21 protein-coding genes are annotated in these 20,844 nt (G+C 37.4%); 14 read left to right on the top strand and 7 right to left on the bottom strand.

Annotation, left to right across the window (positions count from 1 at the left end):
* Positions 1-119: 119 nt before the first annotated feature.
* The 13 genes from FS875_RS02305 to virB11 all read left to right on the top strand — a co-directional run bounded on the left by FS875_RS02305 (position 120) and on the right by virB11 (position 11,345).
* A complete protein-coding gene (locus FS875_RS02305) occupies positions 120-431 on the top strand; it encodes a conjugal transfer protein (protein WP_144752490.1) in 312 nt (103 codons plus the stop codon).
* A 12-nt stretch (positions 432-443) separates the two neighbouring features.
* Positions 444-752: a VirB3 family type IV secretion system protein gene (locus FS875_RS02300; RefSeq protein ID WP_144752487.1), complete on the top strand. Its 309-nt coding sequence runs from the start codon at positions 444-446 to the stop codon at positions 750-752.
* Positions 753-754: 2 nt separating this feature from the next.
* On the top strand, positions 755-3,226 hold the full coding sequence (locus FS875_RS02295; RefSeq protein ID WP_144752484.1) for a VirB4 family type IV secretion/conjugal transfer ATPase: 2,472 nt from the start codon (positions 755-757) through the stop codon (positions 3,224-3,226).
* Positions 3,223-3,990 (top strand): TrbJ/VirB5 family protein, encoded by a 768-nt coding sequence (locus FS875_RS02290; protein WP_144752481.1) that lies wholly within the window; start codon positions 3,223-3,225, stop codon positions 3,988-3,990. The genes FS875_RS02295 and FS875_RS02290 overlap by 4 nt, the downstream gene beginning before the upstream one ends.
* A gap of 191 nt (positions 3,991-4,181) precedes the next feature.
* A complete protein-coding gene (locus tag FS875_RS02285) occupies positions 4,182-5,027 on the top strand; it encodes a TrbL/VirB6 family protein (protein ID WP_144752479.1) in 846 nt (281 codons plus the stop codon).
* Between the two features lie 242 nt (positions 5,028-5,269).
* Positions 5,270-5,413, top strand: coding sequence for a TrwH protein (locus tag FS875_RS02280; RefSeq protein WP_144752476.1), 144 nt, complete (start codon positions 5,270-5,272; stop codon positions 5,411-5,413).
* Positions 5,410-6,228, top strand: a complete 819-nt coding sequence (locus FS875_RS02275) for a TrbJ/VirB5 family protein (RefSeq protein WP_144752474.1) — start codon at positions 5,410-5,412, stop codon at positions 6,226-6,228. Before FS875_RS02280 ends, FS875_RS02275 begins: the two co-directional genes overlap by 4 nt.
* A 189-nt stretch (positions 6,229-6,417) precedes the next feature.
* A complete protein-coding gene (locus FS875_RS02270) occupies positions 6,418-7,263 on the top strand; it encodes a TrbL/VirB6 family protein (protein ID WP_144752471.1) in 846 nt (281 codons plus the stop codon).
* 242 nt (positions 7,264-7,505) lie between these two features.
* Positions 7,506-7,649, top strand: coding sequence for a TrwH protein (locus tag FS875_RS02265; protein ID WP_144752468.1), 144 nt, complete (start codon positions 7,506-7,508; stop codon positions 7,647-7,649).
* Positions 7,646-8,347, top strand: coding sequence for a VirB8 family type IV secretion system protein (locus tag FS875_RS02260; RefSeq protein WP_144752465.1), 702 nt, complete (start codon positions 7,646-7,648; stop codon positions 8,345-8,347). The genes FS875_RS02265 and FS875_RS02260 overlap by 4 nt, the downstream gene beginning before the upstream one ends.
* Before the next feature lie 13 nt (positions 8,348-8,360).
* Positions 8,361-9,167 carry a P-type conjugative transfer protein VirB9 gene (gene virB9, locus FS875_RS02255; protein ID WP_144752462.1) on the top strand — a complete coding sequence of 269 codons (807 nt, stop codon included), beginning with the start codon at positions 8,361-8,363 and terminating at the stop codon, positions 9,165-9,167.
* Positions 9,167-10,309, top strand: a complete 1,143-nt coding sequence (gene virB10 / locus FS875_RS02250) for a type IV secretion system protein VirB10 (protein WP_144752460.1) — start codon at positions 9,167-9,169, stop codon at positions 10,307-10,309. The genes virB9 and virB10 overlap by 1 nt, the downstream gene beginning before the upstream one ends.
* Positions 10,284-11,345, top strand: a complete 1,062-nt coding sequence (gene virB11 / locus FS875_RS02245; RefSeq protein WP_144752457.1) for a P-type DNA transfer ATPase VirB11 — start codon at positions 10,284-10,286, stop codon at positions 11,343-11,345. The genes virB10 and virB11 overlap by 26 nt, the downstream gene beginning before the upstream one ends.
* A 2,395-nt stretch (positions 11,346-13,740) precedes the next feature.
* On the opposite strand, the gene FS875_RS02240 is transcribed toward virB11, so the two are convergent.
* From FS875_RS02240 to rimM, 7 genes are all read right to left on the bottom strand, one after another.
* Positions 13,741-14,520, bottom strand: a complete 780-nt coding sequence (locus FS875_RS02240) for a succinate dehydrogenase iron-sulfur subunit (RefSeq protein WP_120121398.1) — start codon at positions 14,518-14,520, stop codon at positions 13,741-13,743.
* 14 nt (positions 14,521-14,534) lie between these two features.
* A complete protein-coding gene (gene sdhA, locus FS875_RS02235) occupies positions 14,535-16,379 on the bottom strand; it encodes a succinate dehydrogenase flavoprotein subunit (protein ID WP_144752453.1) in 1,845 nt (614 codons plus the stop codon).
* A gap of 6 nt (positions 16,380-16,385) precedes the next feature.
* A complete protein-coding gene (gene sdhD, locus FS875_RS02230; protein WP_120121401.1) occupies positions 16,386-16,772 on the bottom strand; it encodes a succinate dehydrogenase, hydrophobic membrane anchor protein in 387 nt (128 codons plus the stop codon).
* Between the two features lie 18 nt (positions 16,773-16,790).
* Positions 16,791-17,192, bottom strand: a complete 402-nt coding sequence (gene sdhC / locus FS875_RS02225; protein WP_144752450.1) for a succinate dehydrogenase, cytochrome b556 subunit — start codon at positions 17,190-17,192, stop codon at positions 16,791-16,793.
* Between the two features lie 504 nt (positions 17,193-17,696).
* Positions 17,697-18,137: a 50S ribosomal protein L19 gene (rplS, locus tag FS875_RS02220; RefSeq protein ID WP_144752447.1), complete on the bottom strand. Its 441-nt coding sequence runs from the start codon at positions 18,135-18,137 to the stop codon at positions 17,697-17,699.
* A gap of 209 nt (positions 18,138-18,346) precedes the next feature.
* The gene (trmD, locus tag FS875_RS02215) at positions 18,347-19,045 is read right to left on the bottom strand and encodes a tRNA (guanosine(37)-N1)-methyltransferase TrmD (RefSeq protein WP_144752444.1); all 699 of its coding nucleotides are present in this window, start codon (positions 19,043-19,045) and stop codon (positions 18,347-18,349) included.
* A 300-nt stretch (positions 19,046-19,345) separates the two neighbouring features.
* Positions 19,346-19,891 carry a ribosome maturation factor RimM gene (gene rimM, locus FS875_RS02210; RefSeq protein WP_144752441.1) on the bottom strand — a complete coding sequence of 182 codons (546 nt, stop codon included), beginning with the start codon at positions 19,889-19,891 and terminating at the stop codon, positions 19,346-19,348.
* 131 nt (positions 19,892-20,022) lie between these two features.
* Between rimM and FS875_RS02205 the strand changes: the two genes are divergently transcribed.
* The gene (locus FS875_RS02205; RefSeq protein WP_144752437.1) at positions 20,023-20,844 is read left to right on the top strand and encodes a SapC family protein; all 822 of its coding nucleotides are present in this window, start codon (positions 20,023-20,025) and stop codon (positions 20,842-20,844) included.

The following is a 20,844-nucleotide window of genomic DNA, read 5'->3' as shown; positions in this document are numbered from 1 at the left end:
TAATACGTAATGTTTTTAAATATCTATTAATTATAGGTATATACCAGCAATGATTTCGCTCATACTGCAAAAAAAGGAATATTATTTATAGCAACTTTAATTAAAAGGGGATAAAAGATATGAAACAATTAAATACACTTCAAAGAAAACTATGCAACAAGATTAGTGTTATTTTTATCACTTCAATGATGTCATTAATAACTCGTTTTTCTTATGCTCAAACGGAAACAAAGAGCATAGATGTTTTTATTGGCGTGCAATATGGATTAAGTATACTTGTTCCAATCGTTGCTGCTATTGTTCTTTTATTTCTTTTGCTTATTTATATATTTCGCATCATCGCAAGAGCTACATTTATACGATGGGCATTTAGCGTCATTATTGCTGGTGCAGCCTTCTATATTAGTCACATATTATTTCACCTCCAATAACAAGGGCACCCCATGAAATCACAAGAACAAAAAGAATTCCCGCTATTCAAAGGAGCAACACGTGTTCCAACGATATGGGGTGTTCCTATGATGCCATTTATCATTATGCTTATGGGAGTCGCTTTTATTGCCATGACAATAAATATCTTTTTGTGGATAATAGCACCACCGTTATGGTTCATTATGGCACAAATTACTAAAAACGATGATAAAGCATTTCGTATCTGGTGGTTATGGATTGATACTAAATTTCGCAATCGCAACAAAGGTTTTTGGGGCGCATCAAGTTATAGTCCCTCTGATTATAGTAAAAGGAGATAAACATGACAGCTGTTAAAAACAGCAAACGTCTCGCATCAGAGACACCTGTAAGCTTATTCCTCCCCTATTCCCATCATATTACAGATACGATTATCTCTACTAAGAATGCAGAATATTTGTCAATTTGGAAAATTGACGGGCGTTCGCATCAAAGCGCTTCAGAAGAAGATATTTTTCAATGGACAAAAGAGCTTAACAATACTCTACGGGGAATTGCATCAGCCAATTTATCATTTTGGACGCATATCGTGCGCCGCCGTGTTTATGAATATCCTGATTCAGCATTTGATCAAATGTTTTGCTATCAGCTTGATGAAAAGTATCGGCAAAGCTTTGCCGGTTATAATTTAATGGTCAATGATCTGTATCTGACTGTCGTTTTCCAACCGATAGCGGATAAAATTATGTCGTTCTTTTCTAAACATGAACGCGAAACGCTTGATCAAAAAAAGATGCGACAAGACTCATGTATCAAAGAACTTAATGACGTCAATCGTACTTTAGGACAGTCTTTGAAACGTTATGGTGCGGAACTTCTTGGTGCTTATGAAAAAAATGGGCATGTTTATTCTTCTGCACTTGAATTCCTTGGAATGCTTGTCAATGGCGAATATCGTCCTATGCCAATTTGCTATGACCGTTTTGCTGACTATATGTCAGTTAATCGACCATTTTTCTCAAAATGGGGTGCACTTGGTGAGCTGCGCACAACCAGTGGAACACGTCGATTTGGAATGTTGGAAATTAAAGAATACGACGCAACAACCAAACCAGGACAACTGAATGTTTTGTTGGAAAGTGACTTTGAATTCATATTGACGCAGAGCTTTTCGGTGCTCTCTCGGCATGCTGCTAAAGACTATTTACAAAGGCATCAGCGTAATCTTATTGATGCACGCGATGTGGCAACAAGCCAAATTGCACAAATTGATGAAGCACTAAACCAGCTTATCAGTGGGCATTTTGTCATGGGAGAACATCATTGTACATTGACCATCTATGGTGATACAATTCAACAAGTTCGTGACCATATGGCCAAAGCAAGTGCAGCATTATTAGACGTTGCGTTATTACCCAAACCCGTAGATTTAGCGATAGAAGCTGGCTATTGGGCACAACTTCCTGGCAATTGGAAATGGAGACCCCGTCCTGCCCCAATTACGTCACTAAACTTTTTATCATTTTCATCTTTTCACAATTTTATGTCAGGAAAGCCCACTGGAAATCCATGGGGACCAGCAGTTACAATTCTTAAAACAACCAGTAAGACACCGCTTTATTTTAATTTTCATGCCTCCAAACTTGAAGAGGATTCAACAGATAAACGGTTACTCGGGAATACCGCAGTCATTGGACAATCTGGATCTGGTAAAACTGTACTACTCGGCTTTTTGTTAGCACAAGCGCAAAAATTTAAGCCAACAACTGTTGTTTTTGATAAAGATCGTGGTATGGAAATTGCCATCCGAGCGATGGGGGGAAGATATTTAACATTCAAGCCAGGAAGATCAAGTGGTTTTAATCCATTTCAGCTTCCTCCTACACAAGATAATCTGATTTTTCTAAAACAATTTATTAAAAAGTTGGCAGAAGCTGGTGGCGAAGTCACGCATCACGATGAGGAAGAAATTAATAAAGCTGTTATGTCTGTTATGAGCAGTAATATTGACCCATCGTTGCGTCGTTTGTCTTTTCTGATTCAATTCTTACCAAATCCGCGTTTAAGTGATTATGATGTACACCCATCTGTTCATGCTCGTTTACTCAAATGGTGCGAAGGTGGTGATTATGGATGGTTATTTGATAATCCTCATGATGCTCTTGATCTTTCAACACATCAAATTTACGGCTTTGATATCACAGAATTCTTAGATAATTTGGAAACGCGTACTCCAGTAATGATGTATCTGCTTTACCGTACAGAAGGCATGATTAGCGGACAGAGATTTATGTATATCTTTGATGAGTTTTGGAAACCTTTGCAAGATCCTTACTTTGAAGATTTAGCAAAAAATAAACAAAAAACTATCCGTAAACAAAATGGTATTTTTGTTTACGCAACACAAGAGCCTAGTGATGCTTTGGAAAGTAATATTGCCAAAACGCTCATTCAACAATGTGCGACTTACATTTTTCTAGCCAATCCCAAAGCAAATTATGAAGATTATACAAAAGGTTTTAAATTAACAGATGCTGAATTTGAACTTGTTAAAGGACTTGGTGAGTTTAGCCGCCAATTTCTCATTAAGCAAGGTGATCAATCTGCACTTGCAGAACTGAATCTCGGTAAATTCCATGTAACAAGCGATGGAAGAACCGTAGAACATGACTTTAGTGATGAACTCTTGGTGTTATCAGGTACGCCGGATAACGCAGAGTTAGTCGAAAGAATTATTCAAGAAGTGGGTGATGATCCAGCAATATGGTTGCCCATTTTTTTACAGCATGCAAAAAATGACAGGAGGGAAACATGAAGAAACTAGTCATTTCAATAGCAGTAGCAATAACTTTAGGGGTTTCAAATCCGGCAAGGGCTTGGGTTGTGGGTGCTGGAGTAGCGGATTTAGGAGCATCAGTTCCAACAACGTGGCCTAATTTTAATTGGTTTGGAAATTCACCTTCAAAACCAAAGTCTAAAAAACCTCCACAACAAAAAACAGTAACTCCTACTGAATTTCTTGAAGTCTTAAAGAAACAGCTTGAGGAAGTAAAAAAGATAAATGAGTCTATAACGGGAAATCAAAAATTTGACACTAAAAAACTTAAAAATACACCAACAGATCAAAGCAGTTTTTTTCTCAAAAACCCAGAAAAGCTCTATGATAGAAATAAATCCTCTACTCTATCTTCATTTCTTGAAAATATTTTAAAAGAAGAAGAAATTCCTATTTCTATCCATGAGTCTAGCGATTTTATCACCAAGCGCAGTCAATATACAGCCATCACGGATAAGGCTGTGAGTTTAAAGACTTTTCAAGAAGCAAGCAATCGTTTTCAGCAAATTGAAGAACTATTAAACGAAATCAAAACAACAAAAGATATAAAAAGTGTTACCGAGTTACAAACACATATAATTGGAATGCTCGCTATGCTACAAAATGAAACAGCAAAACTGCAAATGGTTGCACATTTACGCAACGCGGAACATACACTTATCAAACAGCAGAAAGACAAACATAACATAAAAATTTTGAACAGTAAAAATACAAAAATGCCTACCATAAGATTTATTAGATAAAGCTTTTTATAATAACATTTTGTATATCATTTTTATATGTTCGTAAAAACAAAAGAATGCATAATTCTTAATTTCCTTTCATAAACTGAAAAAAGCTCCGAAATTTAATTTCATCCTAAAAAAAGTTTCAACGAAAAATGCTTAAGAAATCATATAAGAATAAGAATTAAAAATTTACTAAGAGGAATTCCATGAATTTTACTGTGTTCACGCAACTTTTCAATAAAATTGATCAGATAACACAAACATATGTCACAGATATTTCCTCAAAAGCAATTGTCACAATCACACCCTTTGTCTCAGTCGGTCTCACAATCGCTTTTCTCATCTATGGATGGCTCATCATTCGTGGCGCTATAGATATGCCACTGTCCGGATTCGTCAGTCGTTTCCTGCGAATAAGTATTATTACTTCAATCGCTCTTACAACAGGGCTTTATCAAAGCGACATTGCGAACTTGATAACTCAAATGCCCCGTGATTTATCAGGAGCGCTCATGACAAATCCACTCAGTGATACACAATTAATGAATTTGCTTGACAAAACAGCAGGCAATGGATTTCGCTATGCAGGTCATCTTTTCCAAGAAACCATCTTCTTCGAAGCCAATGGGATGCTTTACGGTCTCTTAGCTATCCTCATCTTGCTAGCAACAAGCCTTGTCGTCGCAATCGGCGGGGGGCTCGTTATCCTGACAAAAATCGCTATTGTACTTCTCGTGGGATGGGGACCTATCTTCATCATTGCCTTGCTCTGGCAGCCAACTTATCGCTTTTTTGAGCAGTGGTTAATCCAAATCATAAATTATATAATCCTCTTTCTACTCTTAGCCACTGTCTTTAATGTGATGATGAATATCTTTGCAAACTATTTGGCTGATATGAGACTCGATTACCAACAAAATACAAGCTTCATGTTTGGGGGAGCGCTTGTTCTCTCCATTATATCTATCATGCTGTTACTTAAACTATCAAGTATTGCCAATTCTCTCGCAAAAGGCATAACTTTCGGACATCTATGGAAACAAAGAAACTAGAGGATATAAAAGGCTGTGCTTCTCGTAACGGATACCCCTTAATATCTATAGGACAAAATAACCAAAATATCTAATCCTACAGTGAAAAATATTTGTACTGAAATTGAGCTATTTTTATCAATTAGAAAATGGAATTAAGAAAGTAAAATAATTACACATTATGCACTTTACTTTATATTCAAAATAGCAATAATGACAATAAATGTTAGGATGAATCTAACAATAAAAAGAGTAATATTAAAATGAAAAATGTCATTCTAATGATTCTGATTGCAAACATTTTATCGGCTTGTGCTTTAGCGCCAAAACTTAAACAACCTAATGATAGAAACCGTGTGCCTATTAATAAAACAATCCCTGCCGAAATTAAGCGAGGAGACAGATGAAAAAGATCTCTATTATAATAGGAATAATTATCCTTTTGGGAATGCCAAATCTAGCTCCAGCAAATGAAAATACAGTCGTCAGTCACAAGTCCTCAAGCCCCGACAGTCTAGCTAAAGTCACACAACAACCTGCTTCTCCGCCACAATCAGCTCCATCAGCAGAATATCTACAACTTATTGAGCTATTAAAAAAAAGGGAAATTATTGGTCTCTTAAACAAACAACTTGAACTGAGCAAAACGAAATTCGAGCAAACATCAAAGATACATGGTTCTATAATGGGTAATGGAGTTAAACATGTATTTCCATCTGAGCCCAGATATTTGCTTGAAGCTCCGGCAACGTTGTACCCAAAAGCAAAAATTCGATACATCGCCTATAGCCTTTATGATGTTCTTGACACTGCGAAGAATTTATATGACGACTATGTTTACCCCACTTATCTCGGAGAGGGATATGACCGTCTTAAAGGAATAAATGAGATGCATAAAGAAATTGATACACGTATCAGATACAGAGGAATTATCGCTAGAGCTGTAGGTTTACAAGCTCTTGATAACACAGAGAAGCGTTTTGAAAAAATTGCTAGTTTACTAGATGCTAAAGGCAAAACGCAGGATTTGAAAGAAGCTACTAAATTGCAAGCAGAACTAAGATATATGTTAACCATGATTCGAAATGAATCTATTAAGATACAAATGATCAGAAATTTCTTCAATAGTGAAAGGGATCTTATCAACAAACAAAGATCTAGGATATATGTGCCAGGTTCCTCACTGAGAAAAACGGCAATGCCTAGCATAAGAATTCAATAAAACTTTTTATAATAACATTTTGTATATTATTTTTGTGTGTTCGTAAGAAACAAAAGAACGCGTAATGCTCTGTTCTTTCTCATAAACTGAAAAGATTTATGGAATTTAATTTCATCCTGAAAAATTCAACGAAAAATGCTTTTAAAAATCTATAAGAATAAGAAATGAAAATTTACTAAGAGGAATTCCATGAATTTTACTGTGTTCACGCAACTTTTCAATAAAATTGATCAGGTAACAAAAACATATGTCACAGATATTTCCTCAAAAGCAATTGTCACAATCACACCCTTTGTCTCAGTCGGTCTCACAATCGCTTTTCTCATCTATGGATGGCTCATCATTCGTGGCGCTATAGATATGCCACTGTCCGGATTCGTCAGTCGTTTCCTGCGAATAAGTATTATTACTTCAATCGCTCTTACAACAGGGCTTTATCAAAGCGACATTGCGAACTTGATAACTCAAATGCCCCGTGATTTATCAGGAGCGCTCATGACAAATCCACTCAGTGATACACAATTAATGAATTTGCTTGACAAAACAGCAGGCAATGGATTTCGCTATGCAGGTCATCTTTTCCAAGAAACCATCTTCTTCGAAGCCAATGGGATGCTTTACGGTCTCTTAGCTATCCTCATCTTGCTAGCAACAAGCCTTGTCGTCGCAATCGGCGGGGGGCTCGTTATCCTGACAAAAATCGCTATTGTACTTCTCGTGGGATGGGGACCTATCTTCATCATTGCCTTGCTCTGGCAGCCAACTTATCGCTTTTTTGAGCAGTGGTTAATCCAAATCATAAATTATATAATCCTCTTTCTACTCTTAGCCACTGTCTTTAATGTGATGATGAATATCTTTGCAAACTATTTGGCTGATATGAGACTCGATTACCAACAAAATACAAGCTTCATGTTTGGGGGAGCGCTTGTTCTCTCCATTATATCTATCATGCTGTTACTTAAACTATCAAGTATTGCCAATTCTCTCGCAAAAGGCATAACTTTCGGACATCTATGGAAACAAAGAAACTAGAGGATATAAAAGGCTGTGCTTCTCGTAACGGATACCCCTTAATATCTATAGGACAAAATAACCAAAATATCTAATCCTACAGTGAAAAATATTTGTACTGAAATTGAGCTATTTTTATCAATTAGAAAATGGAATTAAGAAAGTAAAATAATTACACATTATGCACTTTACTTTATATTCAAAATAGCAATAATGACAATAAATGTTAGGATGAATCTAACAATAAAAAGAGTAATATTAAAATGAAAAATGTCATTCTGATGATTCTGATTGCAAATATTTTATCGGCTTGTGCTTTAGCGCCAAAGCTTAAACAACCTAATGATAGAAACCGTGTGCCTATTAATAAAACAATCCCTGCCGAAATTAAGCGAGGAGAAAGATGAAAACAAAACAAGCAAAACCAGTGAAAGCCGAACAACTTAGCAGTTATTACGAAGAAAGCCGTGGTCTAGAACGGGATCTCATAAATGAATTTATAAGGTCGCGCAGAACGGCATGGCGTGTAGCGAGTGCTGTTGGTCTTTTTGGCTTATTCGGTATGATATGTGGCGTTATTGGATTTTCCCAACCAGCGCCTACACCTTTAGTCCTACGCGTTGATAACACAACAGGTGCTGTTGATGTTATCTCGATCATGCGCGATAACGAAGAAAGCTATGGTGAAGTTGTAGATAGATATTGGCTCAACCAATATGTGCTTAACCGCGAATCTTACGACTATGATACCATTCAACTAAACTATGACACAACAGCACTTTTAAGCGCAGCAGCTGTTCAACAAGAATATTATAAAATCTATGATGGAGAGAATGCGCGAGATAAAGTGCTTTCCAACAAAGCTCGTATCACTGTTAAGGTACGATCAATCCAGCCTAATGGACTTGGTCAAGCAACTGTACGTTTCACAACTCAAGAACTTGATAGCAGCGGTGCTGCTACTGGACCAAAACAGCACCAGATAGCAACAATTGGTTATACCTATGTTGGTGCTCCCATGAAATCATCTGATCGATTGCTTAACCCTCTTGGTTTTCAAGTAACAAGTTACCGTTCTGACCCAGAATTACTGTTGAATGATTAAGGAATTGATTGTTATGAAAAAACTTGCATTCATTGTTTTATTATCTTCGTTTTCTTCTCTTTATACGGTACCTGTGCAGGCGCTCAAAAGTCCATCAAATTCACAATATGATCACCGCATTCGCTATATAACATATAATGAAGCCGATGTGGTTCAAATTGAAACAGTTCTTGGTGTAGCAACACATATTATTCTTGAAGAAGGTGAACAATATATCACTCATGCCTTTGGAGATTCGGAAGCTTATGCCTTTGCGCATAAAGGGCGGCATATTTTTATCAAACCAAAAGCAGAACTTGCCAATACCAATCTCATCGTTGTAACTGACAAACGAAGTTATAAATTCCGATTACAATTTCGAAATGATCGTGCGGGCTCAACCTATGAATTGGCTTTCCATTATCCCGATTCAACCGATGAAAAATCAGAAGAAAGCAGCCGGCGCCTCGCAATTGAACGTGGTTTTCACCAAACTGTAAAAGGCTATAATCTGAGTTACACCATGAGTGGTCATCAGGATATCGCTCCAATCAATGCTTGGGATAATGGGCGTATTACTTACTTCAAGTTTCCGGCTAATATGGATATGCCATCGATTTATGTCGTAGATGCTGAAGGGAATGAAAGCTTAATACCACGTACCGTTATCGGTAGTTCTAATGATATTATCGCCGTCCATAAGGTTAATCCTAAATGGCTCATACGGCTTGGTAAACGCGCGCTCGCTGTTTTTAATGAAGCCTATGATCCTAATGGTATACCAAACACTACAGGAACAGTATCTTCGGTGGTTTATCGTATCAATAAAGGAGGAAAATAATGTTTGACAATAAGGAAGGAGATGAAAAAGGTAGAAAACTGGACAATATAGAGCAAAAACATATTGAAGATGCCTATGGAAGCTCCGAACTAGGTTCAGAGCACCGTCCGACAATTCCAGGGACCCGCGCATTGTTAATCGTAGGGCTTGTTGTCATAGTAGCGGTACCGATTGCTTTGACTTGGAAAGCTTTTAAAATGCATAATACCGCGGAAGTTGAGGAAGAAAAACCACAACAAACGGTACAACAAATTATACCAAGCTATACCCCTCGGATTATAGAAGAGCCAAAACCTGTAGAAGAAGAAAAACCAACACAAACAGAAGATTCAAGCCTAGATATTTCACCGGCTTTGGCTAAGCTTCTTCAAACAACTGTTCCTCCACATATGCTTCAAGATTCTGAAGAATTAGCGCGCAAACGTATGCTCAGTTCTAGTCTTAACAGTGGTGGGAGTGAAGGATCTACGGGGACAAATAATACACAATCTAATGATAACAGTGGTGCATTAAATTTGCAACCTGTACGGTTAGGTCAATCACATGCGATGCAACTTCGTAATCGTGATCTCTTAATTACGCAAGGAACGCAAATAGATTGTACATTGGAAACAAAAATTATCACGTCACAACCAGGAATGACGACATGTCATTTAACACGGGATATTTATTCTACAAGTGGTCGTGTTGTTTTGCTTGATCGTGGTTCTAAAGTCGTTGGTTTTTATCAAAGTGGCTTACAGCAAGGACAAACACGTGTGTTTGTACAATGGTTACGTATTGAAACCCCTTCTGGAGTTATTGTCAATCTTGACTCACCCGGTACAGGTCCTCTTGGTGAAGCAGGTATAGGTGGCTGGGTTGATAGACACTTTTGGGAGCGATTTAGTGGTGCAATTATGGTGAGTATCATCGGTGATTTAGGAGAATGGGTAAGAGGTAAAATCAATAAAAGTAGCAAAGAGAATAAAGAGAACGCACAATCTCAAGGAGCTCATAATGCTGAATTAGTAGTAAGTGATGTTCTTCAAAATTCTATCAATATCACACCAACTCTTTATAAACATCAAGGCGAACGAGTGAATATTTTCGTTGCTCGTGATTTGGATTTCAGCGATGTCTACAGTCTCGTCACACGTTAACCCAATACAAAAAGATCAAGCAGTTTCTCAGCTTTTGCAACCGCTTGATCGTTTCTTAGAAGATCCGAAGATCACTGAATTGTCGATCTGCCGCCCCTGTGAAATATGGACAAAAAGCTTCAATGGGTGGCAGGTCCATAGCATGCCAGAGCTAACACCAGCTTTTTTGCAAACGCTTATTACAGCTATTATCGTTTATAACGGTATGGCTCCCAGAAGCATTAATTATGTGCTTTTGCCTGGTGGACAACGTGGTACAATTATACAAACGCCAGCTGTCGTTGATGGCACCCTCTCCTTTGTGATTCGTAAACATTCTCTTATCGTTAAGACGTTAGAAGAACTCAAAGAAGAAGGGACATTTGATGATTTTTCCGATGTAAGTTTTAACAAGCCTTCAGCAAAAGAAGCCAATAACTTGTTATCGAAGCAGGACTTCACGCGGTTAGAACCATTTGAAGTTCAACTCTTACAACGTAAACGTGAAGGAAAAATCCTTGAATTTTTAGAAGAATGCGTCCTTCACAAACGCAACATCATCATTGCAGGCAAGACAGGATCTGGTAAAACAACATTTGCCCGCTCCCTCATTGAAAAAGTCCCTGTAGAAGAGCGTATCATCACGATTGAAGATGTCCATGAGCTTTTTCTACCCAATCATCCTAATCATGTAAATATGATTTACGGCAACAATGTGGGTCGTGTTTCAGCTGAGGAATGTCTAGATGCCTGTATGCGTCAATCGCCTGATCGAATTTTTCTTGCTGAATTACGAGGCAATGAGGCATGGGAATATCTCAATTCACTCAACACGGGTCATCCTGGATCGATTACAACGACGCATGCCAACAGTGCTTTGCAGACATTTGAACGATGTGCCACTTTAATTAAAAGATCAGCAGTTGGCCGTCAACTCGAGATAGAAATGATCAAGCTCGTTCTTTACACAACAGTTGATGTCGTGTTGTTCTTTAGAGATAGAAAACTTTCTGAAGTTTTTTACGACCCGATTTTTGCTAAATCAAAAATCATTTAAAAGAGTCTTTCTCTCTCGATAGGAGCATACAAATAAAAAAAGCCGTAACAATTAGTTACGGCTTTTTATTGAATATCCCTCTTCTCTTTTCTTCTCCAATATATTTCCTACACTCTTCATAAACAAAAAAAGAAAAAATAAATTTTGATTCGCCTATCAATAAGAACTTCATGAAACAGATCCCGATCATCACTAATAATTATTGTCATCAAGATAAAAGCTTATTTTAAGTGATCAATAAATATATTTTTTACCCAAATAATCTTCAGAGACAGAGAACCTCATACAAATACACGATCATTCTAATTGAACATTTATAAATTACATTCTATTCAAGAATAGAACGTATAGCAGCCTATCGGTTTCCTTCCTTAAACAAAAGGGATTCTTATTCTACATCAACTTGTAAACAATCAAATTTCTCTAAAGAAAGTTTTGCTAACCATATCAGATGGGGCTTCATATTCCCACTCTCAAAAACAATGTCCATAAACTATATAGGTAAATCCTATTCATGAATATTCCTACCTTTTTCTCAATATTTCAAAGAGCAAAAATTCTGACAAAAAGAGATCGATAATTACGCTTCTTAAAACACCCCACATTAATTTATAAAGAGGGTCATTGTCTTGTAAGTTAGATACAAGATCTTAACATTACAGGATTTTCTCATTCCAAATCTTATTTATATTGAATTAACCAAAACAGCTTGCATACATGTTACAAGCGAGGAAATCTGCGTGGATAAAAACTATAAAAAAAGCACTAAAAATATCTTTTATAAACCATCTCAAACGCTAAAGATTAACATTGGGAACACAAATGTATTTCTTTTCTGTTTTGCATGAGGACCAGCCCCTCTTAAAGAACATAAGAAACAAGCAAGCTTGATTTTTCACAATGATTTCTTTTTTGCAAATGACCCTAATCCTCTTCATGTGAATTCTCTATCATACTATATATTAAAAGCCTGTCCTCATGGATTTCATTCTAGTTTACGGGATTGTCTAGCAGGCTTCACCAAACACTACCCCAAGGAGAAAGCTTTTTAACCTGCGCCGATCTGTAATCCATATCCTTTCCTCGCAGATTTTACATTTTAAATACCTTATCGTCATATCTTAAATGAATGGTGTTTTACAGAATAACAGCATAAACACCCAAGCAATGACAGATTATACCGTTAATACTTGGCGAACTTTCTTTCCTGTTTAGAAATATCTCTTATACCGAAAAATAAAAAAAGCGCTTTGACAGCTTAAAAAAATTTGTTGAAACTTATATGTAAGCAGCAATGAAATTCAGTAACCTAAAAATAGAAGCTAAACTTAAAAAATTCTATATTTTTTATGGATAAAAACATACAAAATGAGCCTCTACAAATTTCATTAAAATAAAACACATTTTCTTTGATGATTGAATTCTTTCAGCTTCAAACCAATCTACAAATATCACTTAGTTTTATATGCATAATACATATTTTTAAAATTTCGACTATCCTTTTCCAAACTTTTAGAAAAAACTATAAACTTGATATTTTCTTAAAAGCCTTTTTGGCTTCTCTAATAAATCAAGATCGTTTGATATTACGATAGCTTTAAACTAAAGCTTTCCTAATAATAGGACATCGCAATAAGAGAAAATGATTTTACATTCTCTAATTTTGAGAACTATCAATTTTATTTTTTAATGCGACTAATAATCGAACCTCTAAAATACAATATATCCTTTAAATATATGTGATGATAATATCAAAGCGCCAATCACTGAATATCAGCAGTGTTTTCGATATTATAATAAACGTATTGTAAAATTATAGACTATCGTTACTTATTTGTATTTCATCTGAATGATTTACATACGTTATAACGTTTACATTATTCTTTGTTTTTTTATGCTCTATTGATATAAGCGAGCCTTCTTTTATAAAAAACGATCCATCAAATCATGCATTAAAATGAGAATTTTGGTACAAGTTTAATGAAAACAAAAACACATAGCATAGTGTTTTCACATAAAATGCTATTTTAAGTATTTATTTTACCCACAAAACTCATGCCTTTTTAAAACAATAATAATTGTTGTTAACCATTTTACGAAAACCCATAAACTTTTAGAGATTAAATATCAAAAAGCACAAAAAAACACTATTTGCTGTGTCTTACTTTTTATGAATCAATCAATTTATACAGATAATGTTTAATCATGAGTTTTTTCAGCCATTAGCAAGAATTGCTTCTAAAAAAATGACTTAATTTTAAGACGATGACTTCGCTTTTAAAACGATTATCATTACACAGCCTCCTCATAAGAGATCCATGCGCTTTTAGAGATTAAATCCCCAAAGATTATATCATTCTAGCCTTAACCTTTATTTTCATAAAGTCGCCATTCTTTAAAGGCGGCGTTCAACCATGAGTTTTTTAATTTCAGCAATTGCTTTTGCTGGATTTAATCCCTTTGGACAAGTTTGTGCACAATTCATAATCGTATGGCACCGATAAAGGCGAAAAGGATCTTCTAAATTATCAAGACGCTCACCACACATCTCATCGCGTGAATCAGCAATCCAACGATACGCTTGGAGCAGGATGGCTGGCCCCAAATAACGATCACCGTTCCACCAATAACTGGGACATGATGTCTGACAACAGGCACACAAAATACACTCATAAAGACCATCAATTTTTTGCCGATCAGAGTGACTTTGTAACCATTCTTTAGCAGGTTCAGGTGAAACAGTTTGCAACCAAGGTTCAATCACACGATGTTGTGCATAAAAGCGCTTCAAATCAGGAACTAAATCTTTCACCACCGGCATGGAAGGCAAAGGATAGACTTTAATGGGGTGTTTTACATCATCCATACCTTTGGTACAAGCTAACGTATTGAACCCATCAATATTCATGGCACAGGAACCACAGATGCCTTCACGGCAAGATCGACGAAGTGTCAAAGTCGGGTCAATATGGTTTTTAATAAACAAAAGCCCATCCAGAATCATAGGACCACAAGCAGAACGATCTACGTAATAAGTATCCAAATGTGGATTTTCCTCATCATCAGGCGACCAACGATAAACATGAAATTCTGTTAGTTTTGTCGCACCTTCAGGTTTAGGCCAAACCTTTCCTGGTTTTACTTGAGAATTTTTGGGAAGCTTAATTTGTACCATAATTTATTCTCCCCTTAGTAAACACGCTTTTTAGGTGCAATGCGCTTTAAGTCGATACCACCATCTTCTTCAGCTGTTAATGGATCAACATGGACAGGCCGATAGGACAAAGTTACTTTACCATTTTTAGACAAATGAGAAAGCGTATGTTTTCGCCAATTTTTATCGTCTCGCTCTGGATAATCTTCACGCGCATGAGCACCGCGACTTTCTAAACGTGCTTCGGCAGAATAAACAGTGGTAATTGCATTGGCCATCAGATTTTCAAGCTCTAATGTTTCGACCAAATCAGAATTCCATATCAATGAGCGATCTGTGACCTTGAGATCCGCCAATTCATCCCAAATTTGACTTATCCGTCGACATCCTTGTTGCAAAGAATCTTCCGTACGGAAAACAGCAGCATCTTCTTGCATTGTGCGTTGCATTTTTTCACGCAAGACAGCTGTTGGCATCGTTCCTTGAGCAAAACGTAATCGATCAAAACGCGCAATAATTTCATCACAAGCGGTCTCATTAAGAGGTGGAATTTCCGCATCTCGATCAATTACTTCACCAGCACGAATTGCAGCGGCACGACCAAACACGACAAGATCAATTAATGAATTTGATCCCAAACGATTAGCGCCATGAACAGAAGCACATCCAGCCTCTCCCACCGCCATCAAACCTGGTTGAATACGATCAGGCGAATCAGCTGTTGGATTGAGAACTTCCCCATAGTAATTGGTAGGAATACCGCCCATATTATAATGAACCGTAGGCAAGATAGGGATAGGTTCTTTTGTCACATCAACACCAGCAAAGATTCGAGCGGATTCAGAAATCCCTGGTAAACGTTCATGCAAGATAGCGGGATCAATATGATTGAGAACCAAATGGATATGATCTTTTTTTGGACCAACGCCGCGTCCTTCACGAATTTCAAGTGTGATACAACGCGAAACTAAATCCCGCGAAGCTAAATCCTTAAAGGAAGGTGCGTAGCGCTCCATGAAGCGTTCGCCTTCAGAATTGATCAAATAGCCACCTTCACCACGTGCTCCTTCTGTAATGAGACAGCCAGAACCATAAATACCTGTGGGGTGAAATTGCACAAATTCCATATCCTGAAGGGGTAATCCAGCCCGTGCAATCATTCCGCCCCCATCACCCGTACAAGTATGCGCTGATGTTGCTGAAAAATAAGCACGTCCATAACCACCGGTTGCAAGAACAACCATTTTAGCAGAAAAACGGTGTATTGTACCATCATCGAGATTCCACGCCACAACCCCCGTACAAACCCCATCGGTCATGATGAGATCAAGCGCAAAATATTCAATAAAAAATTGCGCATTATGCTTTAAGCTTTGACCATAAAGCGTATGTAAAATGGCATGGCCTGTACGATCAGCAGCTGCACAAGTCCGTTGAACAGGTGGACCTTCACCAAATTGTGTTGTATGTCCACCAAAGGGACGCTGATAAATTTTCCCTTCTTGCGTTCGGGAAAAAGGAACGCCATAATGCTCTAATTCATACACAGCAGCAGGAGCATTACGCACCAAATATTCCATTGCATCGGTATCACCCAGCCAATCAGAGCCTTTTACGGTATCATATAAATGCCACTGCCAATTGTCAGGTCCCATATTTGAAAGCGATGCGGCAATTCCCCCTTGCGCTGCAACGGTATGTGAGCGAGTTGGAAAAACCTTCGTGATACAAGCTGTCTTTAATCCTTGTTCTGCCATACCCAATGTTGCACGTAATCCTGCACCACCTGCCCCAACAACAACAACATCGAATTGATGATCTACAGTGTGATAAGGGGCGTTACCTGCTTTAGCGCCCAAAGATGATCTTGTATCCGCCATATTTGTTTAACCCCCTAATGCAATTTTTAAAAGAGAAAAGATAATGACACCGCCCATGAAAAAACAAAATAAAATATTTAATATCAAAAAGAATAACCGAAAGCCTTCGCGTGGAATATAATCTTCAATCACCACCTGCATACCAAGTTTCATATGATAGAGGACTGAAAAAGTCATCAACCCCATCAAAATAGCAACAATAGGATGTGCAAACCTTGCACGCACAATACTATAATCCTTTCCTACAAGCGAAAGAATAAGAACAATAAAAAATATTAAAAGCGGTAGATTGATAAACCCTGTCAAACGTTCTCGCCAAAAGTGCTCTGTTCCTTCATGTGCACTCCCACGCCCCCGTACTTTTCCAAGTTCCGTTCGAAAATCTTTTTTCATGTCTCTTTTTACCCCCAGCTAAACAACGATATACCCAATGATCCAAATCATAAAAGTAATAATAAGAGAAATAAACACTGTCGCCCAAGCAGTAACTGTTGCCTTTTCTTTTGCCAAAAGGCAAGGTTTCAGATCCCAAACAATGTGGCGAACACCACCAACCATGTGATGAACCCCTGCCAAAGTATAAAGAAACAAAATACACAATCCAAACCAAGAACTGTAAATTTCGTTAATTGTTCTAAATGCCTCCTCCCCACAGGCAATAGCAATTAACCAAACAGCAAGAAAAACCGTTCCAACATAAAGGGCCATACCCGTAATACGGTGTGCGATGGACATAGCCATAGTAATTGTCCAACGATAAATACTGATATGAGGGGAACGAGGGCGCTCTTTTATCCTAGTTGTCTCTGTCATAAAATATCCTGACCTGGTTTTTGCAACCGCAATGAACAAGAAAGTTCACACAACGTGATCAAACATTATACTCTCTCGTTTTTACTTGTTTGGCATCTCAAGATACCGATATTACAGGTCGGTTGTCTCAAATAACGGATTAAAGGTCACGCATAAAAAAAACCGATTACCTCACGGACATGATCCGCAAAACTTGCCTTAATCTAATACACTTTTATCTTAACGTCAAAGGTCTAACATTTTTTATCAGATATAAACAGACATTTTTTAAACTATACTTATTCCGTTTGAGTATCCACGACATGTGCAATGATACCCTGCACTTCACTCAATTTATTTTATTAAGAATAAAAAAGAGACAAAATTTGGATAGGTCAAATATTTTCATCTCCCCTCTCCGCCTTTTACAACCCTTTTAAATGACAAAACGAATCACAAAAGACACAAAGAAGCGGCATAAAAGCCGCTTTTGCATAAAGTTTAAGAGTTTAACCGATATAGTTTTTACTCAGCAACATGCATTTCAACATCCGCGTTTACAGGGGTTGTTTCTACTTTTTCAACTCCCTTTTCACCCTTTTTTCGATAATCTCTCTTTTCAGCAATACGGGCAGCTTTACCTCTCAAACCACGAAGATAATAGAGTTTTGCCCGACGCACTTTACCACGACGCACCAGCTCAACAGCTTCAATCAAAGGAGAATAAACAGGAAATACACGTTCGACCCCTTCACCATAAGAAATCTTACGAACTGTAAAGGTCTCATTCAACCCACCACCGGAACGCGCAATACACACCCCTTCATAAGCCTGAACACGGGTCCGCGTACCCTCCGTCACACGCACCATGACACGGACAGTATCTCCCGGTTTAAAGGCTGGAAGTTGGCGCTTTTCTTCAATTTTTGCACATTGTTCAGCTTCAAGCTGTGCGATAATATTCATTTTTTTATCCTTCATGTTCTTTATTGAACAGTCAGAGCGCTCAACTCTTACCCAAAAAGCCTTATACTACGCAAAGATACTCTTTAGGCTATGTCTTACACAGGAGCGAATGCACCATTCCTTCATTTTACTTTTGGAACTATAGAAAACCTTTTATTCAAAATTCTTTTAAAAAGAGAGCCATGCAATACACCACCTTATCCTATGAATCAAGTTTTCTGACGATTTTTATCATAACGCGCATAAAGATCAGGACGACGTTGACGTGTTAACAATTCGGCTTGTCTTTGACGCCAATCTGCAATCGCTTTATGATGGCCTGAGGTCAACACAGGCGGAATCGCTCGTCCTTCGAAAAGAGAAGGACGCGTATATTGGGGATGTTCCAACAAACCATTTTCAAAACTTTCACACTTTGCAGAAGCTTCATTTCCCATCACGCCAGGAAGAAGACGGATAATAGCATCTAAGATAACCAATGCGGCGGTTTCACCCCCTGAAAGAATATAATCACCAATAGAGACTTCCTCTAGTTCACGTGCTTCTATAACTCGCTCATCAACGCCTTCAAAACGTCCACAAACCAATGTTATGCCCGAATCACCAGCCAAACGCCGCGCATAAGCTTGATCAAAAGGGCGCCCACGTGGACTCATCAATAATCTTGGCGAATTCTGTGGACAACAATCAAGCGCAGCCGCCAAAACATCTGCCCGCATCACCATACCAGCTCCCCCGCCAGCAGGTTTATCATCAACGCTACGGTGTTTATCCAAAGCGAAATCTCTGATCTGCACCGTCTCCAGAGACCAAATTCCGCGCTCTAAAGCTTGCCCTGCTAAAGAATACCCTAAAAAACCAGGAAACATTTCAGGATAAAGAGTTAAAACGCGCGCCTGAAACTTCATTGTTATTTTTTCATCCTCATTTTATTCAACAAACTCTTTTAAATAAAAATGGCATAAAAAATTAATATAACGCTATAGCGTTAATTAAAATCTTCTTAACCTACAACCTATTTAACACGGTCCTTTTCGTATTTACACTTTCAAAAAAGACTCTAAAACTTAGGAATATTTCGAGATAAAATGCTACAATATCTGCTTAAAATATTCTCTTAATCTTTTCACACTTTTCACTTTTTATTGACAAAATTCACCCGTTATTTTTCACTTTCACCTTTATTTTTATAGATTCAAGCCATTTCCTTACTGATCACTTTCTCTCCCACTGCTCAGGCCAGCAGCCATGGGATCAACAATAAGAAAACCAGAATCCATACAAATTTCTGGTACCGCTACCTTACTAAAGGGAATAAGCACTCTTTTACCCGTATTCAAACCTATTTCAAGCAAATCACCAGCCCCGAAATTATAAAAACCACATACTTCTCCTAAGATTTTTCCCCCATATTCTTGAACACGCAAACCTATTAAATCAACTTGATAAAATTCATCTTCATCCAAATCATCAATCAATTGATCACGCATCACATAAAGGCGAATTCCTTTTAAAGATTCAGCATCATTACGACTATCGATCCCTTTAAAATGCACAATCGCGTTATTTTTTTGTGTGCGAAGAGTTACAATTTCATAAGAACGCCCCATATCATCATAAAGAGTCCTGTAAGATTTAAAGCGCTGTGGCTCGGCACTTAAAATTTTAACAAAAACATCTCCTCTTATACCGTGAGGCACACCAATAATGGCAAGATAGACTTTATTTTTAAGCTTTTCTTTATTATACTTCATGCAAAAACGTTATCTCTCAAAAATGAACCCTCAATCTTGATCATTTCTATTCAATCTTGTTGCCATATGAGACAATCTTCCTAAAAGAGCTTTCTTGGTAACAAAAACAAATTAATAAAGGAGAAAGTCTTATGGCAAATATTATGCTATTTTACAAAGATATCACGCCAATCAACAAAGTTTCCCATAAAAATCTAAAATTTGCGCCACCAAGTGATATGTCTTTTGCCAAAGATACGCACTGGGTTCCTTTAGCAAGTACTGAATATTTTCAAGCAGCCTTAGACTATCCTATTTTGTTTATGTGCGCTGAAGATGAACAAAAAAAACGGCACTATACATCGGCCGCTCTTGTTGGTCTATCTAATGATGAAAATGACTATATCGCCTCTGATAAAAGTTGGAAAACCAATACTTATGTCCCCGCTTTTGTTCGTCGCTATCCTTTTGTTTTAGCACAAATTAGCAATGAAAAAGAACTTTCTGTTTGCTTTGATCAACAGTCAGGAATGTTTAATGAAGTTGCAGGAACAGAACTTTTTAATTCTGATGGCTCTATTTCTCCTTTTATGGAAGAACGTATTCGTTTTCTTGAAAGTTTTAAAATCGCGATGGAGAAAACCTCTGAATTTATTGACGCTCTTGTGGAAATGGATCTTCTCAGTCAAAAGTCAATCAATGTGAAAAATGATCAAGGTCTCTCGGCGCAATTGGAAAATTTTTGGGTTGTTGACGAAGAAAAATTGAATAAATTATCGGCAAGCCAACTTGCCAAACTTCATAAAAATGGCTTTTTAGGATTAATTTTTGCACATTTGATGTCAACGCATAATCTTTTAAAAATACTCTCTCTTAAAGGTGAAAAGCAACTTATCAATCATGAACAACAACCTGAAAAGAAAAATGGTCTGGTCGACGATAAAAAATCTACAAAGAAAGAGACCCTAAACTAG

The sequence above is a fragment of the Bartonella saheliensis genome, assembly GCF_902162175.1.
This window is presented reverse-complemented; position numbering and strand designations above follow the sequence as displayed.